Annotated in this window: 23 protein-coding genes; 7 read left to right on the forward strand and 16 right to left on the reverse strand. The window is 54.3% G+C overall.

The window, feature by feature from the left end; all coding sequences use genetic code 11:
• Positions 1 to 27: 27 nt before the first annotated feature.
• Entirely contained in the window at positions 28 to 1,221 is a 1,194-nt protein-coding gene (gene recF, locus AABA21_RS22370) for a DNA replication/repair protein RecF (RefSeq protein ID WP_338253798.1), read from the reverse strand.
• 102 nt (positions 1,222 to 1,323) lie between these two features.
• Positions 1,324 to 2,463 carry a DNA polymerase III subunit beta gene (gene dnaN / locus AABA21_RS22375; RefSeq protein WP_338253799.1) on the reverse strand — a complete coding sequence of 380 codons (1,140 nt, stop codon included), beginning with the start codon at positions 2,461 to 2,463 and terminating at the stop codon, positions 1,324 to 1,326.
• Positions 2,464 to 3,086: 623 nt separating this feature from the next.
• Here dnaN and AABA21_RS22380 point away from each other — a divergent pair.
• Complete coding sequence (locus tag AABA21_RS22380; protein WP_338253800.1) at positions 3,087 to 3,452, forward strand: response regulator; 366 nt, start codon at positions 3,087 to 3,089, stop codon at positions 3,450 to 3,452.
• Positions 3,449 to 4,519 (forward strand): phosphate acyltransferase PlsX, encoded by a 1,071-nt coding sequence (gene plsX, locus AABA21_RS22385; RefSeq protein ID WP_338253801.1) that lies wholly within the window; start codon positions 3,449 to 3,451, stop codon positions 4,517 to 4,519. Before AABA21_RS22380 ends, plsX begins: the two co-directional genes overlap by 4 nt.
• Before the next feature lie 41 nt (positions 4,520 to 4,560).
• Here plsX and AABA21_RS22390 read toward each other — a convergent pair whose 3' ends face one another.
• From AABA21_RS22390 to AABA21_RS22425, 8 genes are all read right to left on the reverse strand, one after another.
• Entirely contained in the window at positions 4,561 to 5,304 is a 744-nt protein-coding gene (locus AABA21_RS22390) for a winged helix-turn-helix domain-containing protein (RefSeq protein ID WP_338253802.1), read from the reverse strand.
• Positions 5,305 to 5,340: 36 nt separating this feature from the next.
• Positions 5,341 to 6,087, reverse strand: coding sequence for a response regulator (locus AABA21_RS22395; protein WP_338253804.1), 747 nt, complete (start codon positions 6,085 to 6,087; stop codon positions 5,341 to 5,343).
• Between the two features lie 21 nt (positions 6,088 to 6,108).
• Positions 6,109 to 6,900 (reverse strand): phosphate ABC transporter ATP-binding protein PstB, encoded by a 792-nt coding sequence (gene pstB / locus AABA21_RS22400; protein ID WP_420917208.1) that lies wholly within the window; start codon positions 6,898 to 6,900, stop codon positions 6,109 to 6,111.
• Between the two features lie 163 nt (positions 6,901 to 7,063).
• Positions 7,064 to 7,288: a hypothetical protein gene (locus AABA21_RS22405; RefSeq protein WP_338253808.1), complete on the reverse strand. Its 225-nt coding sequence runs from the start codon at positions 7,286 to 7,288 to the stop codon at positions 7,064 to 7,066.
• Between the two features lie 77 nt (positions 7,289 to 7,365).
• Positions 7,366 to 8,301: a phosphate ABC transporter permease PstA gene (gene pstA, locus AABA21_RS22410; protein ID WP_338253810.1), complete on the reverse strand. Its 936-nt coding sequence runs from the start codon at positions 8,299 to 8,301 to the stop codon at positions 7,366 to 7,368.
• Positions 8,298 to 9,257: a phosphate ABC transporter permease subunit PstC gene (gene pstC / locus AABA21_RS22415; RefSeq protein ID WP_338253811.1), complete on the reverse strand. Its 960-nt coding sequence runs from the start codon at positions 9,255 to 9,257 to the stop codon at positions 8,298 to 8,300. Before pstC ends, pstA begins: the two co-directional genes overlap by 4 nt.
• A 146-nt stretch (positions 9,258 to 9,403) precedes the next feature.
• Entirely contained in the window at positions 9,404 to 10,363 is a 960-nt protein-coding gene (locus AABA21_RS22420) for a phosphate ABC transporter substrate-binding protein (protein ID WP_338253813.1), read from the reverse strand.
• Positions 10,364 to 10,632: 269 nt separating this feature from the next.
• Positions 10,633 to 10,998: a hypothetical protein gene (locus AABA21_RS22425; RefSeq protein ID WP_338253815.1), complete on the reverse strand. Its 366-nt coding sequence runs from the start codon at positions 10,996 to 10,998 to the stop codon at positions 10,633 to 10,635.
• A 364-nt stretch (positions 10,999 to 11,362) separates the two neighbouring features.
• On the opposite strand from AABA21_RS22425, the gene AABA21_RS22430 reads away from it, so the two are divergent.
• On the forward strand, positions 11,363 to 11,671 hold the full coding sequence (locus tag AABA21_RS22430) for a hypothetical protein (RefSeq protein ID WP_338253817.1): 309 nt from the start codon (positions 11,363 to 11,365) through the stop codon (positions 11,669 to 11,671).
• 33 nt (positions 11,672 to 11,704) lie between these two features.
• On the opposite strand, the gene AABA21_RS22435 is transcribed toward AABA21_RS22430, so the two are convergent.
• The 4 genes from AABA21_RS22435 to AABA21_RS22450 form a co-directional block, all read right to left on the reverse strand.
• Positions 11,705 to 13,024, reverse strand: a complete 1,320-nt coding sequence (locus AABA21_RS22435) for a glycosyltransferase (RefSeq protein ID WP_338253818.1) — start codon at positions 13,022 to 13,024, stop codon at positions 11,705 to 11,707.
• A 167-nt stretch (positions 13,025 to 13,191) separates the two neighbouring features.
• Complete coding sequence (locus AABA21_RS22440) at positions 13,192 to 13,839, reverse strand: 50S ribosomal protein L25 (RefSeq protein ID WP_338253819.1); 648 nt, start codon at positions 13,837 to 13,839, stop codon at positions 13,192 to 13,194.
• 242 nt (positions 13,840 to 14,081) lie between these two features.
• Positions 14,082 to 15,845, reverse strand: coding sequence for a DNA polymerase/3'-5' exonuclease PolX (gene polX / locus AABA21_RS22445; protein WP_338253820.1), 1,764 nt, complete (start codon positions 15,843 to 15,845; stop codon positions 14,082 to 14,084).
• Positions 15,846 to 15,852: 7 nt separating this feature from the next.
• Entirely contained in the window at positions 15,853 to 16,320 is a 468-nt protein-coding gene (locus tag AABA21_RS22450) for a hypothetical protein (protein ID WP_338253821.1), read from the reverse strand.
• A 135-nt stretch (positions 16,321 to 16,455) separates the two neighbouring features.
• On the opposite strand from AABA21_RS22450, the gene AABA21_RS22455 reads away from it, so the two are divergent.
• Entirely contained in the window at positions 16,456 to 17,064 is a 609-nt protein-coding gene (locus AABA21_RS22455; protein WP_338253822.1) for a chromate transporter, read from the forward strand.
• Position 17,065: 1 nt separating this feature from the next.
• Positions 17,066 to 17,578 carry a chromate transporter gene (locus tag AABA21_RS22460; RefSeq protein ID WP_338253823.1) on the forward strand — a complete coding sequence of 171 codons (513 nt, stop codon included), beginning with the start codon at positions 17,066 to 17,068 and terminating at the stop codon, positions 17,576 to 17,578.
• A 134-nt stretch (positions 17,579 to 17,712) separates the two neighbouring features.
• Here AABA21_RS22460 and AABA21_RS22465 read toward each other — a convergent pair whose 3' ends face one another.
• Entirely contained in the window at positions 17,713 to 19,146 is a 1,434-nt protein-coding gene (locus AABA21_RS22465) for a replication-associated recombination protein A (RefSeq protein WP_338253824.1), read from the reverse strand.
• A 460-nt stretch (positions 19,147 to 19,606) separates the two neighbouring features.
• On the opposite strand from AABA21_RS22465, the gene AABA21_RS22470 reads away from it, so the two are divergent.
• Positions 19,607 to 20,356 carry a sensor domain-containing protein gene (locus AABA21_RS22470; RefSeq protein WP_338253825.1) on the forward strand — a complete coding sequence of 250 codons (750 nt, stop codon included), beginning with the start codon at positions 19,607 to 19,609 and terminating at the stop codon, positions 20,354 to 20,356.
• A gap of 68 nt (positions 20,357 to 20,424) precedes the next feature.
• Here AABA21_RS22470 and AABA21_RS22475 read toward each other — a convergent pair whose 3' ends face one another.
• Positions 20,425 to 21,312 (reverse strand): DMT family transporter, encoded by an 888-nt coding sequence (locus tag AABA21_RS22475; RefSeq protein WP_338253826.1) that lies wholly within the window; start codon positions 21,310 to 21,312, stop codon positions 20,425 to 20,427.
• A 169-nt stretch (positions 21,313 to 21,481) separates the two neighbouring features.
• Between AABA21_RS22475 and AABA21_RS22480 the strand changes: the two genes are divergently transcribed.
• The gene (locus tag AABA21_RS22480) at positions 21,482 to 21,904 is read left to right on the forward strand and encodes a TIGR03667 family PPOX class F420-dependent oxidoreductase (protein WP_338253828.1); all 423 of its coding nucleotides are present in this window, start codon (positions 21,482 to 21,484) and stop codon (positions 21,902 to 21,904) included.
• The last annotated feature ends 65 nt before the right edge of the window (positions 21,905 to 21,969 follow it).

The following is a 21,969-nucleotide window of genomic DNA, read 5'->3' on the forward strand; positions in this document are numbered from 1 at the left end:
AGCTGCCGTATAGCTGCGGCAGTCCGCTCAATCTTCGCCGCGCAATGCGCCGCCAACAACCTGGTAGCGATGCGAACGCTGCAGCATATCGGCGGGGAAGCTCTCCAGGTCGGTAGAGGTCAGCATCACCTGCTCATAGCGAGCCACCTGGCCCAGCAGATATTCGCGGCGCGAGGCATCTAGTTCGCTAAACACATCGTCCAGCAACAGGATAGGCTGATCGCCGGTACTGGTATGCATGAACGCCAGCTCCGCCAGCTTGGCGGCCAGCGCGGCGGTCCGCTGCTGTCCCCTTGAACCGTAAGATAGCATATTCACGCCATTCACCAGAAACTCCAGGTCATCGCGATGAGGGCCGCGCAGGCAGACGCCCTGCATAATCTCTTTCTTGCGAATCTCGCGCAACTGTTCCTGATACTGTTGAGGAGCCTCGCTCAGGCTCCAGTTGGACTCCACCTTAAAAGAGGGTCGATAGACGATCTGCAGTTGCTCACGTCCGCCGCTGATCGTCTGCTGGAACTGATTGGCCTGCTCATTGAGCGCGTCCACCATGCGTCGGCGCTCATAGATAATCTGGTTGGCGAGCTGGATCTGCTGCTCATCTAGATAGTTAAGCATCTTCGGATCTTCTTGATTCTCGCGGATACGCTTCAGCAGGGCCGAGCGCTGGGCCACGATCTTACGATATTTGACCAGCGCCACGCTATAGCGCGGCTGCACCTGACACAGCGCCCGATCCAGAAAGCGCCGCCGCTCTTCGGGTCCTCCATCTACCAGGTGCAGATCCGAAGGCGCGAACATCACCACCTTCATCTGCCCGATCAGGTCAATGGTCCGTTTCGGCACCCCGTTCACTTTATAGCGCTTGCGGGGCGCATGGGCGGGCAATTCAATGCTGCGCGGACTCACCGTAACGCCCGAGGAGGGCGCGAACGTAGGGGGAGTGGGATCTAGAATCAATATCTCCAGCTGGATACTATCCTCACGCCGCTGCACCGTGCCATCCAGCCGAGCCACGTGGTCTGGCGCCGACCAGCTGACAACTTCACGATCACTGGAGGCATGAAAAGAGGTAGCCGTCGCCAGCATGCTCACTGCTTCAAGCAGGTTGGTCTTTCCCTGCGCATTGTCTCCATGGAAGAGGAAGACACCCGGGCCTAATGGCAATTCCAGCTGTTTATAATTGCGAAAATCCGATAATGTGAGGCGAGAAAGATACATGCATCCATCCGTGAAGATCTACACTAGCGATATAAAAACAGGGCGAGGACAACCTCGCCCTACTATTTTCATTCTTATCAGACTGGTAAATGTGGAAAGACGTTAGCGATTTGTGCTCATTGGCATGATAACATAGGTGTATTCAGCCGCGCTCACCGGCTTGACAACGCCAGGACGAGCCGCTGATGTCACTTCCAGGGCTACCTCAGGTGTATCCAGGATCGACAGGACATCGCCAAGGTATTTCACATTGAAGATGATCTCCTGATCGGGCCCATCCACCGCCGCGTTGATGGTGGTCACGTTATTACCCACATCCTCAGCGGTCGCTTCCAGGGTCAGTGTGCCGGCGCCTGCCTCTTGCTCACCACCACTGGTAATCTTAATGCGGGTAATATTGGAGCTATCGCGGGCGAACGGCGCCACCGTCTTAACGGCGGCCGCGAACTCCTTGGTCTCCACCACGGCGCGCGTCGTATGCTCCTTTGGAATGGCCGCTTTAATGTTGGGGAACGTGCCCTCGATCAGGCGCGAAACCAGGTCGATATGCTCAGTGTGGAAGAGGACCTGGCTACGATTCGGCGTCACCACCATCTGGACCGCTCCATCGGAGGGCAGGATACGCGCCAGCTCGCTCAGGGTACGCGCCGGGATCAGGATGCTGCTGTGGCTGGCGGTATGGCCGGCCAGGGGTGCCAGGCGCAGTGCGAGACGGAAGGCATCGGCTGCCGCGAACGAGACCTGTTCATTGGCCACCTCCACCAACACACCTGTAAGCACGGGACGAGAATCATCGTCGGCCGCCGCGAAAACCACCTGGGCGATCATGTCTTTCAGCATGCCCGCATCCAGGATAATCGGCTCCTCATCGCCTTCCGCACTGGGGATCAAAGGGAACTCCGACGGGTCCATACCCTTGATATTGGCATTACTCCCGGTGCTCTTCACATTGACATCGTTAGACTCATCGGCCACATTCAGCTCAACCTGTCCCGGACGCAGGCTATTGACCAGATCGGTAAAGGTCTTCGCCGGAACCGTCGTAGTGCCATCCTCCATAATCTCGGCATCGATCAGGCAGTTAATACCGATCTCCAGATTGGTCGCAGAGAGCTTCAGGCGTCCCTGGTCCGTTGACACTAAAATATTTGCCAGGATCGGAAGCGTGCTCCGGCTCGAGACAGCGTGGCTCACAATAGAGAGTCCACGGCTCAAATCCTGTTGCTTACATGTGATTTTCACGAAAGATTTCCTCCAGACACAACCAAAACGCGGATATTTTTACGCTAGTATAGCGCATGTTGAATGCACTTGTAAACGCGAAAAACACGCACAGTCAGTACGCATATAGATCGGATCACGGCTGTCGCCACACACGGCAGCCGCGCTATACCGGGCGACACACATGAGCCTACCATCTCTATCGTACATAAGCTGCCTAAAACAATATTCCTAAACAGCAGGAGAAAAGAGGATGATTTGCTAGCCCATAGTCCTATCTATTAGAAAAAAAGGAGAAGGGAACATACACACACCATCGGGGGATGTTATAATACATTTATCTACGCAGGGAGGCCCATCCCTTTGTGTCCTTCTACTTATGGGCAGGGGCCACCGCTGCATATCATAACGATAAAAAACAAGCGTACATGCCGCGTGATCGCAGCTAGCTACGTCACCATATCTCAACAGTCGAGGCGACACGGGTGGTATGCTCAAATCACGCTCAGGATAGCTGCACTCATAGATGGCATAACACTGAAAGCAAATAACGTTCGCAGTTGTCTGTTAACGGCATCACAATGCTTTTTACAGCAAGTGTAGAGATGAGGGGATGATGAATCATGGCCAAAAAAATCCTTATAATGGACGATGACCCAACGATTGCCGATCTGCTCACCGAAGCCCTGGCCGATGAAGGTTACGAGACCTTCATGACCACGCAGAGCCTGCGCTTCTATGACGCTGTACGTGAGCACCAGCCGGACCTTGTCATGCTTGACCTGATGATGCCATACCTGGATGGCCGTGACGAACTCAAGTTAATGACCATGGCGGTCGACCGCCAGATCCCGGTCATCGTCGTCACCGCGTTTCTGGGCGCGGGCAACGAAGAGAAAGAGTTCCGTGAAGCGGGTGTAGCGCATATCGTCTATAAACCGTTCGATCTGGATAAACTCGTTGAACTTGTCAAACATACTATTGGAGAACCTGGGGGAAGAAAAGCATGAGTGCTTCCGTAAGTGCTCCTGTTCGCGTTGCACTGGATGCTATGGGTGGCGATAACGCGCCCGGTGAAATCGTTCTGGGCGCGGTACAGGCCGCTCGTGAATATGGTATTGGTGTCTACCTGGTTGGGCGCGAAGAGGTCATTCGGGCCGAACTGGCCAAGCACGACACAACAGGGCTGGACCTGCCCATCGTCCATACCGATGAAGTGATTGAGATGGATGATCATCCGGCGACCGCTGTACGGCGCAAGAAGAACGCATCGCTCATCGTGGCCTTACAGTTGGTACGCGACGGAAAAGCACTGGGAGCCGTCTCCGCGGGTAATAGCGGCGCCATGATGGCAGCATCTCTCTTTACACTCAAACGCCTCCCGGGAGTCGATCGACCAGCCCTGGGAGGCATCTTCCCCACCCGAGATAAAGCGTGCCTGGTAATCGATATGGGGGCCAACACCGACTGCAAGCCTGAATATTTACAGCAATTCGCGCTCATGGGCTCGATCTATATGGAGCGCATTTTTAACATCTCTTCCCCGCGCGTCGGCCTGCTGGCCAACGGTGAAGAGGAGAGCAAAGGCAACCAGCAGGTGGTTGAGACCCACAAGCTTTTAAAACAAAATGCCGCCGCCCTGGGCATCAATTTTATCGGCAATGTAGAGGGACGCGACATTCCCGCCGGCGTGGTCGATATCGTGGTCTGTGATGGCTTTGTCGGCAATGTGGTGCTGAAATTGAGCGAGGGCCTGGCCGAAACCCTGCTGGGACTGATGCGGGCCGAAATGACCAGCTCACTGGTCAACAAGCTGGCCGCCGCCGTGCTGAAGCCGGGACTGCGCAAGGTCTTTAAGCGCCTCGACTACGCCGAATATGGCGGCGTTCCACTGCTGGGCATTAACGGATCAGCGATCATCTCGCATGGCCGCTCCAATGCCAAGGCGATCAAGAACGCGCTCCGCGTCGCTCGCCAGACCGCCGAGACCGGCGTCGCCCAGGCGATCGCCGAAGGGCTGACAAAGATAGAGCAGGACCAGCAGCCGCAGGCTGAAGTCCAGCAAGTAGACAAATAGAGCATAAAGAAACCAGGGACGCAGCCATGTCCCTGGTTTCTTTATACTTTAAAGCAATATCCTACCCCGCGTACGGTCTGCAGGAGCCGCGGGTGGGATGGATCTTCTTCCAGTTTCTGACGCAGCCAGCGTATATGCACATCGACGGTACGCGATCCCTCCGCCTGCTCATATCCCCATACCTGCTGAAGCAACCTCTCACGGGAGAGTACCACCCCCTGATGACGCACCAGGTAGAGCAGCAGATCAAAAAGAATCGGCTGCTGAAGCTCGATACAGCGATCGTTATATATGACCTGGTGGTGAGCGATATCAATCACAAGGCCATTGATCGACAACTGTTGCTCACCACCAGTAGGAACCATTTTGCGGCGCGCTACAGACCGGACAGAGTTTTTATGCTGGCTCCAACGCTTGCCGCTGCGCGCCAGGGTATGGACACAGGCCAGCAACTCCTGCCACCAGATCGGCTGCACAACATAGTCGTCAATCTGGACCTCGGACCGCTCTATGCGTGTAATTTCAATTGTGCTATGCACCAGTAACAGCTGGGGGACCGAGGCCGTAACATGCTCGATCCGCAGATCACGGCAGGTCGCGAACTGATCGGCATAGCATATCTCAACATCGAAAATGACCAGCGAAGGTTCAAGCCGGGAAACCAGCTCAACAACCTGACAGCATTGCTCCAGAGCCTGAACAACATAGGCCTCCGCTTGCAATTTTGCCGTAATGTACTGACGCAGATCTTTATCTTTGACTACAACCAGAATAGTTCGTGGCATCGCTAGCTTCCTTGCGATAAAGTGTTCTGGGGAATATTATGCGCGGAAAACATAACCAACGCCGCGTACGGTCTGGATAAGTTTTGGGCTGGCGGGATCTTCTTCAAGCTTTTCGCGCAGCCAGCGCACGTGTACATCAACGGTACGCGTATCACCGGCATAATCGTACCCCCAGACGTTATGTAGCAGTTGATCGCGGGTCAACACCGTACCGCGATTGCGCACCAGGTAGGTCAACAGATCAAATTGCTTGGGCTGAAGCTCTAAATCCTGCCCACGGCAATTGACACGCCGTCCGGCCTGATCAATACGCAAAGGACCCGCCACCAGCTCGCTGCGTGGTGGGACAATACCATCCCTTTCCGTCGCGGCATCCTGCTGCCCCGAGCGATCCTCCTGCAAGACAGGATAATCTACGCGTCGCAACAGGGCTCGCACCCGGGCGAGCAACTCGCGACGTCCAAAGGGCTTCGTCACGTAATCGTCCGCTCCCACCTCAAGGCCCACTACTTTATCAATCTCTTCAGCTTTAGCGGTCAACATGATGATAGGGACGGACGCCGTACGGTCCTCGCGTCTCAGCTGACGGCACACCTCAAGGCCATCCATGCCCGGAAGCATAATATCAAGCACAATCAGATCTGGCGGCTCCTTACGGGCCATTTCCAGGCCGCTCAGGCCGTCCATAGCTGTGACGACCTGATAGCCAGATTGTTCAAGATTATACGCAATGGCTTCGATTAAGACCGCCTCATCATCCACTACAAGTATTTTTCGTGCCACAGCCGCCTCCTGCCTGGTCTCTTAGCCGAAACGTCCACTGATATAATCTTCCGTTTCTTTTTGTCGGGGACGCTCAAACAGGTTAACGGTCGGGGCCACCTCGATCAATTTACCGCTCAAAAAGAAGCCGGTAAAATGGGAGACGCGGGAGGCCTGCTGCATGTTATGTGTCACGATCACAATCGTATAGTTTTTGGCCAGGTCGGTGATCAATTCCTCAATCTTCAGGGTAGCGATAGGATCCAGAGCAGAACAGGGCTCATCCATCAGCAGGACCTCTGGCTCCACAGCCAGAGCGCGCGCGATACACAAACGCTGCTGTTGACCACCGGAAAGACCCAGCGCCGACGTATTCAGGCGATCCTTTACTTCGTCCCAGAGCGCGGCACCACGCAGGCTAGCCTCTACCTGCTCCTTGATCACCTTCTGCGATTTGCCCTGTACCCTCAGGCCATAGGCCACATTATCAAAAATGGACTTGGGAAAAGGATTGGGGCGCTGGAACACCATACCGATACGCTGGCGCAGCAGGACAACATCGGTCTTCTTATCATAGATGTTGAAGTCGTCAAAGATGGCCTCACCCTCGGTACGTGTATTGGGGATCAGGTCATTCATGCGATTGAGCGTGCGCAAAAAGGTAGACTTACCGCAGCCTGAGGGGCCGATCAGGGCCGTCACCTGGCGCTCGCGCAGTGGCAGAGAGACATCGAACAACGCCTGTTTGGGACCATAAAAGAAATTGGCGTGCCGCACATTAACCTTTGTACCAGCCGATGTGTTCAAGGTCTGGGTTGGATCAAACTCGCCCATATGGCGGGCCACGTCAGAGACCGGAGCGGTATTCTCCCTGGACTCCATTTTTGCTAGAGGCCGAACCTGATAGTTCCCTTCAACTACCTGAGTCCGTTCCTGGTGTTGATTCTCCATCACTACTCCTCATACTTGTCAAGCACAATAACATCCATTCTGTTGACTAGGCCAGCAGGTACTCTTTATGTAGTGGAATGGCGGCATCCACAATCATGCGATCATCTACCACAATCAAACGAATATAGCGTCCCGCTAAAGCCTTGCTAATGAAGTACGGCCGTCCCTCGTAAGAGATATGGCCACTACGCGCAACCTTGCGTGAATAGATGTTCGCACCTTCGGGAAGGGTCATGTTTTCAGCCAGGCTATTTGCCGAAAGATTGATCATTAACTGATCCTCGCTTCTCGTATGTTTGCATCGCATTCTAGATGAATGCTCGTCGAACGCTCAAAGGGTTACGATATTTACGCAGCCATGACTCGTCGCTGGATGAAACGACCCAGGAAGCGCGAGCCAAGATTAATAACTAACAGGATGATAATGAGCAGAGCCGACGAACCGGCCGAAACAGCATTGGCCACGTTCTCGGGGATGGTTCCCGCGCCTACCGTTTTGAGGAACCAGATATGGATCGTCAAATTATCGGTACTGATCATAGGATTCAGCGAGTACACATTTGAAGGATTCGATGAACCCATGGTAAAGATGAGCGCCGCCGCCTCGGCAATGACTTTGCCAGCCGTCAGTACGATACCGGTAATAATACCCGGCAGGGCTGAGGGCAGAACCACCGTGCGGATCATATGCCACCTGGTCGAGCCCAGAGCCAGGCCGCCCTCGCGCTGCTCGCGCGAAACAGTGGCCAGTGCATCCTCAAACAGACGTAGCGCCACCGGAAAGTTCAGGCAGAGCAGGGTCAGCGTACCCGACAGGCGGCTCAGGCCAAATCCCAGCACACTGGAAAAAACCAGGTAGCCGAACAGACCTAACACCAGCGAAGGAACGCCAGCCAGCGTCTCAGCCGCGAAATGGATGACCGTTACCAACCGACCCTGGCGTGCATATTCCACCAGATAGATAGCCGCCGAAAGAGCAATGGGTATCAGAATGATCTCTGAAAAAACCAGCAGGTAAATGGTATTAAAGACTTGCTGCCCAACCGCACCGACGCTGTCCGTACCGTAGAAATCTGGATTGATAAGATAAGGAACACCATCGACGAGCAGCTTCACAATGATGGCGATAAACAGCAGGGCCGACAACGCCGTCACCAACGCCAGCACGGTGCTGGCGATAGTATTGTTCATATGGAGCCGGCGTGCCAGGCGCTGGAGCGCGGCCACACGTTCCTGCTGTTGCTGATCGACGGAAGATGGCGCAATCTGTTGTTGAGCACTCATTTATACACACTCCTACTGGCAATGTAGCGGCTCAAGCAGATGAACAGGAACGAAATGATAAGCAGGACAAAACCCAGCATCAGGTAACCATTGCGCTCCGTGCCAGAGGCCTCGGAAAAGTAGTTCAAGATGGCGTTAGTGATATTGATATTAGGCTGGAAGAATACACCCGGTGTGAATAAGTTTTGTGGCAGGTTTACATCACCCTGCAGCACCATGCCGACGGCCAGCGCCTCACCAATGGCACGCGTCATGCCGAGCACGACCGCAGTGCCCAGGCCAGCCGCAGCGGCCGGGAGGATAGCATCTTTCATCGTCTGCCAGCGGGTCGAACCCAGGGCCAGGCTGGCCTCACGCACACTTCCTGGCACCGCGGTCAACGCGTCCATAGACACGCTCACCACAGTCGGCAGAACCATAACCACCAGGACCAGGGTAGCCGCGCCCCAACCCACACCGGCATTGGCCGCACTCGGTGCGATCGGTGCCGCAACCTTGGCCAGCCAGGGGATCAGCACGATCAGGGCCAGGAAACCAATGATGACAGATGGAATGCCGGTAAAGATCTCAATCAAGGGGCGCAGTAATGCATTCACCCACTTTGGCGCCATCTCGGTCAGGTAGAGAGCCGTAGCAAAAGAGATCGGCGTCACAATGATGGTCGCGATCAGGGTCGTAACCACAGAGCCCAGGATAAAACCCAACGCCCCAAAGCTTGGGGAATCCGCAGTGGGATCCCACTTTGTACTGGTGAAGAAATTCTTGGCTGCCGGATCCTGGAACATCTTCAAGCCATTAAAGCCCAGGAAGATAAAAACGCCAAAGATAATGGCGACCACGAGAATGGCGCAAAAGAGGAAAATATTTTTGGCGATGCTGTCACTCAACCGGCTGCGCCGGGTCCGTATACTACGGGGATCTCGCGAAACCTGAGCATTCACACTATTAGCCGCCACAATGCACTACTCCTTACCTGATGGAACACTCTTACTTACTTACTGAAAACAATCTCTTTTTATCGTGTATATTTCCTGGAACAGCCCCTCGCGGGCCATTCCAGGAACATGTATCAACTGGGTAACTCTCGCTACCTCAGAAGAACTTACTTTTTGGGAGTCTTGGCAGCGATAGCGTCCGGCGACACGGCACTGATGTCCATGAAGCCGAGCTGCTGGCGCAGAGAGGCGGCATCGGAACCTTTAACATAATCGATGAAGGACTTCGCCAGGCCGCTAGCGGCACCTTTAGTGTACATGTGCTCGATGTTCCAGAACTTGTAAGCGTTGGTCTTAACGTTGTCCTGGGTAGGATCCTGGCCATCGATCTGGACGGTGGTCAGATTGTTCGTCTGAGCGAAGTGGATGGTGTCATAAGAGATCGCGCCGCTCTTGCTCTGCACGCTGGAAGCAACGTCACCCGAGGTCTTGGCGGTGGTGTGGTTGGCGCCAGAGACGCTCTCATCGGTACCACCAAGGACGTATTTTTTGAAGGTGTTGCGGGTACCAGAACCGGAAGGGCGGCTGACAACAGCGATCGCCAGGTCAGGGCCACCGACCTGCTTCCAGTTGGTGGTTTTACCGGTAAAGATATCTTTGAGCTGAGCAGAGGTCAGGTTCTTCACACCGGTCACATCTTTATTGATGATAACAGAGAAGATAACAACAGCAACCTGATTATCGGTCAGGTCAGAGTATTCTGGATTCTTCGTCAAGTCGACAAAGTTGTCAGAGTTACCAATCTTCAGGCTGCCCTCGTGGACACCTTTCAGGCCTGCGCCACTACCCGTCAGCTGGGTGGTGATGTTCGCGCCAGAGCACTGGCCCTGATAGTTTTTCGCCGCAGCCTGGACCAGGGGTCCCAGAGCGGTTGAACCACCGGTGCCCAGAGTGCCAGACTCACAATTGATCTTGGTTGTCGAGCCACCCGTTGTCGCAGTTGTCGCGGTTGGCGTGCTGCCACTGTCATTGCTACCAGTTGTGGTCGAAGCACCACACGCGGTTACCAGAATACTCAGCATTGCTAACGCGGTAAGAATAAATGCAATGCGCCACTTAGTTAACATAGGTTCTCCTAACTCTCCTCAAAACGAGCTATAAAAAAAGGCATTCGCGCAGAAATAAACTCAAAATTCTAATACTAGAATTTCTTTATCGTGTTGTCGCATTCATAAATTAGCATTTGTGAATTAACTATGCTTTATGGATATGTTAATTTACTGTTAAAATTCAACCATTTAACATTAACAATCCCTTTTGCTCCTTTCGCGAAACAGCGCGCAAAGAGTAAAAGGGATTGTTAATTGTGCCAGTAATGGCGAAAAAGGAGCTTAAACTAGTGGGACATTTTTTGTGGGGACTGGGAATCTATATTCTTCTTCTGGCGCCGGGCGGCGCTACCTAATTTGCCAATGCGACGATAGAAGTCGGGGTCCTGGCGGGCCTTCGTCATGTTGCCCCCCTTCTTCCCCATGGCCGAAAAGTGCTCAACCCCATACTTATTGACGTTGGCCTGACCACCCTTCTGGGCGATCTCACGATAATACTCGCTGCCGCGCTTCTCCTTCAGCCTGGTGCCTCCTTTTTTTCCGATACGGCGATAATAGTCCTCGCCATATTTATCGCGTACCGTACTCCCTCCCTTACGACCAGCTTCAGATGTTGACATTGATACGGGCTTCACATCATCTTCAGGCAACATAACACTAACCCCTTTCCCCGGACTTCCACCCAGGCAACCTGAGGCCCTCGCACCAGCTAGCTGATGCAGCACTCACCACACAATCTTCCATACATCTGCATATGCTGAAATAAGTTGCACGAATACAAACTACGTACTACCTATAAGCACATCGATAGTATAATGCATCTTTTATTATTTTGTCAATAAAATACCGATTGATTACAGGTCATGGTCCTTTATATGACATAGCACACATGGATAACTGGACAAACGTAGGGAAAGGCAGTATACTACCAGACAAATGAATCGCTGAATGTACGCCGTGGGCAATCATGCCCGGCTAGCAAGCTACCTATTTCTGCCCGGGAGCCAGAGAAGCAGCATGTACAGATCGCCCAAACAGGAAATAACCGCTACAACTTCATCTTTTATCCACCAGCTTTGCGCGAAATTAGCAGCGCTATCCAACCGGGATATCTTTCAACAATCGAGGCTGACGGCCATACCCGTGCGCACAATGTATTCCGGAGCGAACAGCAAAACCACGCTCCCCTACCAGGAACCCGATTCCTGGTATACCCTTTGTAAGGCCTGGGTACGGTATCAATGTATTCAAACGCGCTGGGATATTGAGCGCCGCCTGGCCCGCTTGCTTCATCGCCGCTGGGGCGCCACGCCTAAGCATAGATAACCCTATCAATGCAGCCAGGGTGAGGGTACCCGACTATTTCGGCCTGGGCTTACGCCGTGGGGACGTGGTCTGGTCCAGTCCCAGGTCACCGGTACGGCGGATATGTGGGCGCTTCACATTCTTGACCTCTTCCGCCTTATAACCTGGATATTTACGCGCTGTACGTAGCTGCTGGCGCAACATCTTTTGCTCTTTAAATTCGATTGAGAGGCGGCGATAGAGATCTTCCCAGGTATCAAGCACCCTGACGCGATCATGGGTGGCGATAATCTGTAAGCTCTGCTGGCCCATCTTTGTACGCAGATCAGCATTGCTCAGCAGCGTATCGATCTGAATAGCCAGTTCATCGCTATTGCCGGGCGTAAACAGGAAGCCATTCACCTCGTGGTGTACCAGTTCCGGGAGCGCGTACGAGTTGGCCGCGATTACCGGCAGGCCACAGGCCATCGCCTCCATCGTCGCCAGACTCTGCAGATCGGCCTCGGATGGGATCACAAATAACGACGACGTACGTCGCAGCGCCAGCAGGTCCGCGTCGCGCACAAATCCCAGGAAACTGACCCGGTCACCGATCTGTAACTCCTCCACCTGGGCGCGCAATTCAGCCTCCGCTGGACCCGAGCTGACCAGCGCGACATGGGCGTCCGTCTTCAACTTTGGCACCGCGTTCAGCAAGACATCCACGCGCTTCTCTTCACTCAATCGATTGACGTGTAGAATCAACGGCTTATCCACGGGCAGGCCAAACTGGCGCAGAATCGCAGGTTCAGGCGCACCCGGCTGATACTTCTGCAGATCAATGCCATTCGAGATCGCGGCCGCCGGGGCCCGCAGTCCATGCTCGTAAAGCAGATTCAGGGCCGTCATCGTCGGGGCCGTCACATATTCGCACCGATTGCAAAAATTGATCAGGTAAGAATAGGTGATATTGCTAAAATGCTTACCCAGAAAAGGATCAGAGCTGAGTGAGCGGCTCATATTAATAGGTAGGTAGTGATTGGTGGTAATCACCGGTTTGCGCAGGCCGCCCGCCAGTAGCTGAGCGATATTGCCCAGCACAATCGGAGAATGGATATGGATAATGTCTGGGTCGGAGCGCTTGATCAGGTTGCGCACAGGAACAAATGGAAGGAATGGAATACGCAGATCCTTGTATGTTGGCCATTCAAACGAAGAGAAGCGATAGACGCGTACCTTCTGTTCCATCCTGCGCACATCGCGTGCCCCATAGCTGGGAGCCACCACCCATACCTGGTGGCCGCGATTAGCGAAATCGGTCGCCAGTCCGTGGGTCACGGTTGGCACGCCTCCCACCATTGGAGGATACTGGTCGGTCACAATCATGATACGCATATCTACCACTCACTTCCCACAAGAAATGTTGCCATATAAAATATTATCCATAGAATATCACAATCTCTAGTAGAAATAAAAAAATCCACCAAATGAACCAGTGCTATTGAACACGAAAACAGGCGACCAGATCTGGTCGCCTGTTTTCGTGTTCAATAGCGCTGATATTATTCCGCGCTCTCCTCGGATGCGGCAGGAGCCTCCTCGGCGGCAGGAGCCTCTTCAGCAGCTTCAGGAGCAGCCGTCTCAGGTACCTCAACGCGCGGCGCCGCAACCTTCACAATCGGTTCATCTGGATCGGTCACCAATTTATAACCGTTCGGTAGCTTAACATCTTTGGCGTGCAGGCTGGAATCGAAATCGGTTAGAACCGTGATATCCACGTCGAGGCTTTCGACGATGGACGCGGCGGTACACTCCACCGTCAAGGCATCAAGCAGAGGGAGCAATACGCCGCCCTGAATCTTGACGCCAGGGGCCTCGCCAACATAGTGCAGAGGCACCTTCACTTCAAGACGCTCGCGCAGGCTGACGCGGGTGAAATCCACATGCAGCACCTCACCAGTAGGCGCATGCTGGACGTGGCGGATCAGGGCCGTCTCCTCAGGAGCATCTGGCAAGCGCAGATTAATGATGTTGCGCGCAGCGTGTTGACGGCGTAGACGGTCGAAGATCACTGCATCGAGTTGAATGGGCGTCGGATCTTGCTTATGCCCATAGACATTGGCGGGAATCAAACCCTCGCGACGCAGGCGCCGGGTGGCCTTACCCATTACTGTTCGTGGTTGCACTTCTAATACAGTTCGTTCTGCCATAGCTAACTTCTTCCTCTTTCCGTTTTATGATATCTATTCAAGTCCAATCCCCTAAGGGACCAGGATAGAATCTCAGCAGTTTTCTCCCGGCGCCTGCCATCTGTGCTCTCATGCGGGAGGTGCGGGAGGGCGGGCGAGCATGTTGGGAGCATGCTCAAGTCCCCGCAAAACCTTTTTTTCTCTCGCGCCCCTTCACAGGGTAGCTCATGATAATATCATGTATCGGCATAAACTCAGGAGAACTACTTCTTACTTCTTCTTACGTGGAAGAAGGTCATCAACGCTTCAAAATCCAATGTATTGAGTACATCTTCAGGACGTAACCAGCCCTTGCGAGCTATCCCTATACCATATCGCATCACGTCAATCCCTGCAACCGAGTGGGCATCTGGATTGACTGGAATCTTGATCCCTTTGTCCCGCGCCTTGCGCACATAGCGCCAATCCATATCCAGGCGCGAAGGGTGGGCATTGATCTCGATACAGGTACCATGTTGTGCCGCGCCATCGATCACCTGGTCCAGGTCGATGGGATAGCCGGGGCGGCCGAGCAGGATACGACCGGTCGCGTGGCCGATGATATCAACATAGGGATTGGCGATGGCGCGCAGCATACGCTGGGTCTGCTCCTCCTGTGAGAGGTTAAAATTGCTGTGGATGGAAGCGACCACAAAATCCAGGCTGGCCAGCACGTCATCAGGGAAATCCAGCGCGCCGTCGCGCAGAATATCGCATTCGGTCCCCTTCAAGATGTGGAAGCGGCCAGCATATTCTTCGTTAAGCTTATCGATCTCCTCACCCTGGCGCTTTAAGTCATCGGGACTCAAGCCACCGGCATAGGCGGCGGCCCGGCTGTGATCACACATTCCCAGATAGCTGTAGCCACGGGCGATACAGGCCTCGGCCATGTCGCGAATGCTATTCTGACCATCACTCCAGGTCGAGTGTGCGTGCAACACACCACGCAGATCGCTCTCCTGCACTAGCTCTGGTAGGGCATGACGCGCCGCCGCATCAATCTCGCCCATATCCTCGCGCAATTCAGGCTCCACATAATCCATCTTCAACGCGTGATAGATATCGGTTTCGTCTTTGCAAGGGACCAGGGTCTCATCGCCGTTCTCAACCTTGAACAGGCCGTAGTCATTGATGGTCATGCCCATACTTAGAGCGCGACGGCGCAGGGGGATATGATGCTCGCGCGAGCCGGTGAAATGGTGCAGGGTATAGGGGAACTGGCTATCGTTCACCAGGCGCAGATCCATGGCGATGCCGCTGTTGAGAACGACGCTGGACTTGGTGTCACCCTTGCCGGTAATCGCCTTCACCGAGGGCTGGCTGGTAAAGAAATCCATAATCGCGCGCCGCACATCGCTGCCCGCCTGGTCATCGACGCTCAGGACCATATCGATATCTTTGACCGTCTCGCGACGGCGGCGCAGGCTACCCGCGATCTGCAGACGCACCACGCCAGGCTGCTCCGCCAGGGCTGCGCGAATACGTTCCGCCTCCGCCTCCGCCACATCATATAAATAGCGATCGGAATGCTGGCTCAAGAACTCAAGGCCCTGAAGAATCTTTTCCTGTGTCTTCTTGCCAAAGCCGGGGATGTGCGCAACACGATCGTCCTTGCAGGCCTGCTCCAGTTCCGCCAGACTATTGACGTTCAACTGCTGATAGATCGTATTGATACGCTTGGGACCCAGACCTGGAATGCGGCTCATATCCAGTTTGACCTGGGGAGTATTGGCTACCAGTTCATCACGAAACAGGATATGGTCAGTCTCCACCGCCTCCTCGATACGCTTGATCATCGTTGATCCCAGACCGGGCGTGCCTTTAAGCTTACCTTCCTTGACCAACTGCTCAAGATTCCCCTCCAGCGATCCCACCGCGCGCGCGGCATTCTCATAGGCGCGAATCTCAAACACGCTGCTCCCCTCTTTCAGGGCCAGCAGGACCGCGATCTCTTCTAGCAAACCGGTAACTTGATTTTTATCCATCATAAACCTCTCAGGTGAGACGCAAATCAAAAAACTCTGGTGGCTGGGCCGATACTTCGAATGGATGGCGCCCCTTCAAGTCACGACTCAGATAGCGCTTACAATCGAAGTGGACCAGCAGCCAGCAATACATATCACGAGTGACAAAAACCGCGTCCCACGGCTTCTCTTCGCCCATATCGAGCAGTTGATTGCAGACAAAGCATCGTGCCATGCCCGCCGCAACGGCCCGCTCGAACCAGCTCAACACAAACTCATTCATATCATCCAGATTCATCATCTCCAGAGACGGCTCTGGATAGCCAAAGAGCACCGGATCGGGACATTCCCGAAAGTCATTGTAAGCGCGACTGAGAGCGAGCAGCGGCGCACGTACCGCTACCTTTATTTCATCGTGTTCAGGATCTTGCGCGGACGAGACCACGTCTGTCAGCAGCAATCCTTCACGAGCAAACCAGGCTAATAATTCGTTTCGCATACCTTTATTCTATAACATCATGCCGCTCAGGCCGCGTGACGCCGCAGCCTGATAGCTAAAGGTAAAAGGAGAAATGTTTTACAATAAAAGAACAGCTACATCGATGTTCTCCTCATTGAGCAAAGGTTTTCAAACATGCAAGTAACACAACAGGATCTACGGCCTGGTCTGAGACGCTTATTCCTCACCTGGACCAGCATTGGACTGCAATCATTTGGTGGGGGGGCGACCACCAATATCTTGATTCAACGCGAATTTGTCCAGAAACGTCCCTGGATGACCATGGATGAATATACACACTACTGGAACTTATGTTTGTTTGCGCCAGGAATTAACCTCGTTGCCTTAACTATTCTAATTGGGAAGAAGCTAGGTGGAAATGCTGGTATTTTCGTCTCCCTATTGGGCCTGCTCCTGCCAAGCGCAGGCATTACCTGTCTGCTCGCCGCCGGCTTCAAGCAGGTGGAACATCTCCACCTGGTGCAGGCCATCCTGCAGGGCGTGGTTCCGGCGACGGCGGGTATTATGCTACTGGTCGGCATTAACTTTGCCCAACCACAACTACTGCGCGCCTACAAGGAGGGTCCACTCAACCTTATTATCAGCGTGGCCCTCATCGCGCTCTGCACAATAGCCATTATCATCAAAGTGCCAGTCTTTATCGTTCTCACCGGTACCGCGCTGCTGGGTGTGCTCTGCTTCACCCGTCCCCTGCTCGCAAAGAAAGGTGAGGAGGAGCGTTAAATTGATAAATCCAATCGCATATTTCTTGATCTTCCTCAAAGCCACCGTCTTCTCATCTGGCGGCTTCAGCAATCTGCCCAGTCTGCAGCAAGATCTCACAGCCAATCACTGGGCGGTCGAAGCCGACTTTGGGAAATCCATCTCCATCGGACAGATCAGTCCAGGACCCAACGGACTATGGGTTATCTGTCTGGGCTACCTGACCTATGGCTTTATGGGGGCCCTGCTGGCCCTGATAGCAATCACCATCCCGCCATTCTTCGTGCTGGTCGTCGCCAACGTCTATGGGCGCATCGAACACCAGCGCTGGGTACCCGGCCTGATGCGCGGCATCTCGCTGGCCGTAGTCGGAACCTTCCTCACCGTCTTCTGGACCATCAGTAGCGGCTCCGGAGCCGACTGGCGTAGCTGGGCCATCTGCGCCATCGCCTTCGCCCTGACCTACACCCGGCGCGTCAACATCTTCCTGATCCTCGTACTCGCCGCCGGCGCCGGCTACCTCATTTACCGCTAAAAAATTCCCCTTTTTATGTATATGGCGGTGTGATCTGTGCGCCTTGCGCACAGATCACACCGCCATATACATAAAAAAACTTCTGAGCGCCGTAGGCGCGTAGTGTCATGGCCGAAGGCACAAACTCATGGCTTTCAGCCATTATCCTTTTCGGCCTGCTGACCAGCATTCCTCTTTTCCAGCCATTGGCGGATGCTATTCTCTTTGCCCTGCTTGCCGGGTTCATAGAAATGGCGTCCCGCCAGGCTTTCTGGCAGGTACGCCTGTAAGCGATCGGAAGGAGGCCGCTCAGGATCATCGATCTCCATATCTTTATAGTAGTCGTGGGCATACTTGTATTCTTTACCGTAGCCAAGCTGCTTCATCAAGCTGGTGGGAGCATTGCGGATCCAGAGCGGAACAGGATCATTGTGACCGTTGAGGATTTCGGACCGAATCTGGTTGTAGGCGTTATAGACGGCGTTGCTCTTGGGGGCAGTGGCCAGGTAGACAACCGCCTCGGCCAGGATGACACCGGCCTCCGGCATGCCCACAAAATGTACCCCCTGCTGGGCCGCGACACAGATAGAGAGGGCCTGCGGATCAGCCAGGCCAATGTCTTCCGCGGCCATGCGCACCACGCGGCGCGCGATATATAGGGGATCTTCACCGGCTTCCAGCATGCGGATCAGCCAGTACAGGCTGCCATCGGGATCGGAGCCACGCACGGCCTTGTGCAGGGCCGAGATCATATCATAGTGCTGATCGCCGCCTTTATCGTACTGCAAGGCCCGGTGCTGCATGGCGTCCTCAATCATCTCGGTGGTGATCTCAACCGGCTCACCCTCCACCACCGGCTCACCCGTGCCCACGACCGCCAGTTCAAGCACGTTGAGGGCGGTGCGCGCATCACCACTGGCAAAGATCGCCACCTGGTGCAATACCGCATTATCCACCGTCACCTGCCAGTTGCCCAGTCCGCGCTCCTTATCGGCCAGCGCGCCGCGCAGGATAGAGACAATCTGGTCTTCGGTCAGGGCACGCAGCACAAAGACGCGTGAACGCGACAGCAGGGCGGAGTTCACCTCAAAGCTAGGATTCTCGGTCGTGGCCCCGATCAACGTCACCACCCCACGCTCTACATTTGGCAAGATAGCATCCTGCTGCGACTTATTGAAGCGATGGATCTCATCAACGAACATGATCGTACGCTGGCCCATGAAGCGCTGCTTCTTCGCCTCCTCGGCGATCTTGCGCAGGTCCGCCACTCCCGCCGAAACAGCGTTCAGGCGTACGAAGAGCGCGTGGGTCTGATGGGCGATCACCTCGGCCAGCGTCGTCTTCCCGCTTCCGGGAGGGCCCCAGAGAATCATCGACGAGACCTTATCGTTCTCGATAATGCGGCGCAGCAGCTTGCCCGGACCCAGCAGGTGTTCCTGTCCCACCACCTCATCCAATGTACGTGGACGCATGCGGGCCGCCAGCGGCTCGCCCGGCCCCGCGCTGCCGCTATCAGAGGCGGCCGCCATATTTTTCTTGTTAGGGGCTGCTTTATCGCCTGAATCGAAGAGAGATCCTTGAAATACCATATTTTTTCGCTTTTCATGCAGTTTCAAACATAGACGCTTCGCTCATCACAGTATCACATGTTTGCTGCGTTCTGGCAAGCAGGTTGGGGTGTGTCAGACACACTTTTCCCGGGGCGCTCACGCGCCCCCACACACGCGGCCGCGATGGTTTTAGTAAGTAAGTGCAACAGGCGCAGATGCGCCTGTTGCACTTACTTACTATGGGAAAAACAGGAGTGGTTATGTGGGTGCATGGGGTGCGCTCGGCGCACCCCATGCACCCACATAACCACTCCTCAGTGAGCACCGCAGGTGCGAAAGCGCGAGCGTGCCATAGGCGCGGATAGACACAGAAATGTAACAATTTTGGCATATTCCCGCTAAGATCTGCGCGTATGCTCTAAGTGTCAAAGCGAATACAGAGTTATCGCCTGAAAGATAGGTGTACTAAATCGATAGATGAGAAAATGAGGAGAAAAGAATGGCTGCCCTACATATGCAAGAAGAATATTCACAAACACAGAGACAGAGAAATCCGGATGTCAGGTATACACTCGGCAATATGCTTTACCTGCTCCTGTCGTTCCCTCTGGGCATCCTCTACTTTGTAGTTTTAGTGGTCGGGCTCTCCCTGGGACTGGGGACCGTAATCGTCTGGATCGGGCTACCGATCCTGCTGCTGACGCTGCTGGCTATCCGTGGTATCGCCATTATGGAGCGCGATCTGGCGGCTAATCTGCTGCAGATGCCGATGCCTTATATTCCACCACGACAGCCGGTGGAGGGGAAAGGTAAGCTCTTGCGCTGGCTGCGCGCGAGCCTGAGCGACGCTGTCACCTGGAAGAGCATGGTCTATATGCTGCTCAAGTTCCCGCTGGGTATCCTTTCTTTCGTACTGGTCGTTACCCTACCACTGGTAGCCTTGGGCCTGACCTTAGAGCCGCTGATTTATATGCTTAACCTCTATATCGATGGCCTGGTCCATGCTGCGGGGCACCATACCCATAGCTACCTGCTCTTCATAGAGATACACGACGGCGCCTTTGATCCGATCATGTTCGCCCGCACATTCATCGCCGTCCCTGTTGGACTGCTGGTTGGCTGGGGAGCGCGCATCATCTTGAATGGCCTGGCGCAGATGTGCGGCCTGCTGGCACGCGCTATGCTGTGCCCCAGCCAGATCGACGTGGCCTATCCCAAACATGACCGCTACGCTACTATGCGCCAATAAAGAAAAGTGTGGATGCCTCGGCAGGCATCCACACTTTTTGTCGTTTTTTTCTATACTATAAGAATAAACTACAGATTGACCAGGACGATCCCAATAAAGATGACCAGAATGCCCAGCCATTGCGTGCGTTGCAAGCGTTCACGCAGGAAGAGCCACGCCAGCAGAACCGTGACCGCGCTATAGAGCGAGGAGAGCATGGTAACCAGTGAGACCTGGCCGGGCTGCATGCCGCTGGTATAGGCGATATACGCCAGCGTGTCAAAGAAGCCTGTGCCCAGCAGGAGCAGCCAGACCCTGCCGCGCGGAAACGTGAGCGGCTGCTTCACCAGGGGTGAGCACAACAGCAGCACAAACGGCGTCACGATACGGATAAACCAGACCGGCGTGATATTGCCCAGGCCGGGCGTCACCAGAAAGCCCAGCACCCAGAAGGTCAATCCATATCCCAGCGAAGCCAACAACGCCAGCAGGATTCCCCGGCTGGATGCGCCCCGCCAGGGCGACGTCCACAGCTTTCGCTTTTTCCCATCAGCCGCCATCGAAGGTGTTGAACACGCGATAACTCCCAGCAACACCAGTGCGATGGCCAGATTTTGCAGGCCTGTCAACACCTCGCCACTCAAAAAGGCCAGCACCACCGTCACCACGGCGTAGCTGGCGGCAATGGGCGAGACCAGAGATAGCGTTCCGACCTGGAACGCGCGATATAAGGCCAGCGAACTAATAATATTGAGCAACGCGGCCAGCAAGGCCCATAGCCAGGGTTGCCAGCCCGCCTGCGCAAACACATGCTGGAGTTCCCCGGTCACAAGTAGATAAATGGTTAAGCCAAAAATGCCAACAAACTGTAGATAGCAAAGCGTGCGATAGGTACCAATACGGTGCGTCGCATAGCGCGCGCAGAAATCACCGAGTCCCCAGAAGACAGCCGCCATAAGTCCATAAAAAATCCCCATAGATGACATTCTATCATCTATAGTTGAGCGTAGGAAGAGAGGGAATACTGGAAAAATGGAACATAGTGTCACAAAAGATTGTTCTTATGCTTACATAATATATATAAGCTGCGAGAAGCGCGCGGCTTGTAGCGATCTAGAGTGAAATCAGCGAAGGAAGGAAGATACGATGGCACTTGATTTGTCACAGCCAAAGGATGCACATGTTGATCAGCGGCTCAAGCAGGAGTCGATGATGTGGTTGAATAGCGTTAAAGCCAACGGGCGTCCACATACAGTCCCCGTCTGGTTCTTATGGCACAACAACCAGGTCTTTATTTTCAGCCAGCCCGGCAAGCAGAAGATCCGCAACATCGAGCGCAGTCCCTACGTTACCCTATCATTGGACACACGGGATGGAGGCGGCGACATCGTCATTATCGAGGGTGAAGCCAGGTTGGAGCAGCAGCAAGACGCGGCTATGCTGCAGGCATACGCCAGTAAGTATGCCGAACAGATGAAATCCATGGGCTGGACCTTCGAGAATATGAGTAAAGAGTATTCGCAGCTCATCAGCGTCACCCCTACAAAATTCATTAGCTGGAACGACTAGCCTTTTTCCAATGAAACGGTGAGGCCAATAAGCGCTGGGCGCGCTTATTGGCCTCACCGTTTCAT

The sequence above is a fragment of the Dictyobacter halimunensis genome, assembly GCF_036245075.1.

Coding starts and splice junctions, on each gene's coding strand:
- recF (WP_338253798.1), bottom strand. CDS start 1,221: ATGTATCTTTCTCGCCTCACATTATCGGATTTTCGCAATTATAAACAG.
- AABA21_RS22380 (WP_338253800.1), top strand. CDS start 3,087: ATGGACGATGACCCAACGATTGCCGATCTGCTCACCGAAGCCCTGGCC.
- plsX (WP_338253801.1), top strand. CDS start 3,449: ATGAGTGCTTCCGTAAGTGCTCCTGTTCGCGTTGCACTGGATGCTATG.
- AABA21_RS22390 (WP_338253802.1), bottom strand. CDS start 5,304: ATGCCACGAACTATTCTGGTTGTAGTCAAAGATAAAGATCTGCGTCAG.
- pstB (WP_420917208.1), bottom strand. CDS start 6,900: ATGGGCGAGTTTGATCCAACCCAGACCTTGAACACATCGGCTGGTACA.
- AABA21_RS22405 (WP_338253808.1), bottom strand. CDS start 7,288: ATGATCAATCTTTCGGCAAATAGCCTGGCTGAAAACATGACCCTTCCC.
- pstA (WP_338253810.1), bottom strand. CDS start 8,301: ATGAGTGCTCAACAACAGATTGCGCCATCTTCCGTCGATCAGCAACAG.
- AABA21_RS22420 (WP_338253813.1), bottom strand. CDS start 10,363: ATGTTAACTAAGTGGCGCATTGCATTTATTCTTACCGCGTTAGCAATG.
- AABA21_RS22425 (WP_338253815.1), bottom strand. CDS start 10,998: ATGTTGCCTGAAGATGATGTGAAGCCCGTATCAATGTCAACATCTGAA.
- AABA21_RS22430 (WP_338253817.1), top strand. CDS start 11,363: ATGTACAGATCGCCCAAACAGGAAATAACCGCTACAACTTCATCTTTT.
- AABA21_RS22435 (WP_338253818.1), bottom strand. CDS start 13,024: ATGCGTATCATGATTGTGACCGACCAGTATCCTCCAATGGTGGGAGGC.
- AABA21_RS22440 (WP_338253819.1), bottom strand. CDS start 13,839: ATGGCAGAACGAACTGTATTAGAAGTGCAACCACGAACAGTAATGGGT.
- polX (WP_338253820.1), bottom strand. CDS start 15,845: ATGATGGATAAAAATCAAGTTACCGGTTTGCTAGAAGAGATCGCGGTC.
- AABA21_RS22450 (WP_338253821.1), bottom strand. CDS start 16,320: ATGCGAAACGAATTATTAGCCTGGTTTGCTCGTGAAGGATTGCTGCTG.
- AABA21_RS22455 (WP_338253822.1), top strand. CDS start 16,456: ATGCAAGTAACACAACAGGATCTACGGCCTGGTCTGAGACGCTTATTC.
- AABA21_RS22465 (WP_338253824.1), bottom strand. CDS start 19,146: ATGGTATTTCAAGGATCTCTCTTCGATTCAGGCGATAAAGCAGCCCCT.
- AABA21_RS22470 (WP_338253825.1), top strand. CDS start 19,607: ATGGCTGCCCTACATATGCAAGAAGAATATTCACAAACACAGAGACAG.
- AABA21_RS22475 (WP_338253826.1), bottom strand. CDS start 21,312: ATGGGGATTTTTTATGGACTTATGGCGGCTGTCTTCTGGGGACTCGGT.
- AABA21_RS22480 (WP_338253828.1), top strand. CDS start 21,482: ATGGCACTTGATTTGTCACAGCCAAAGGATGCACATGTTGATCAGCGG.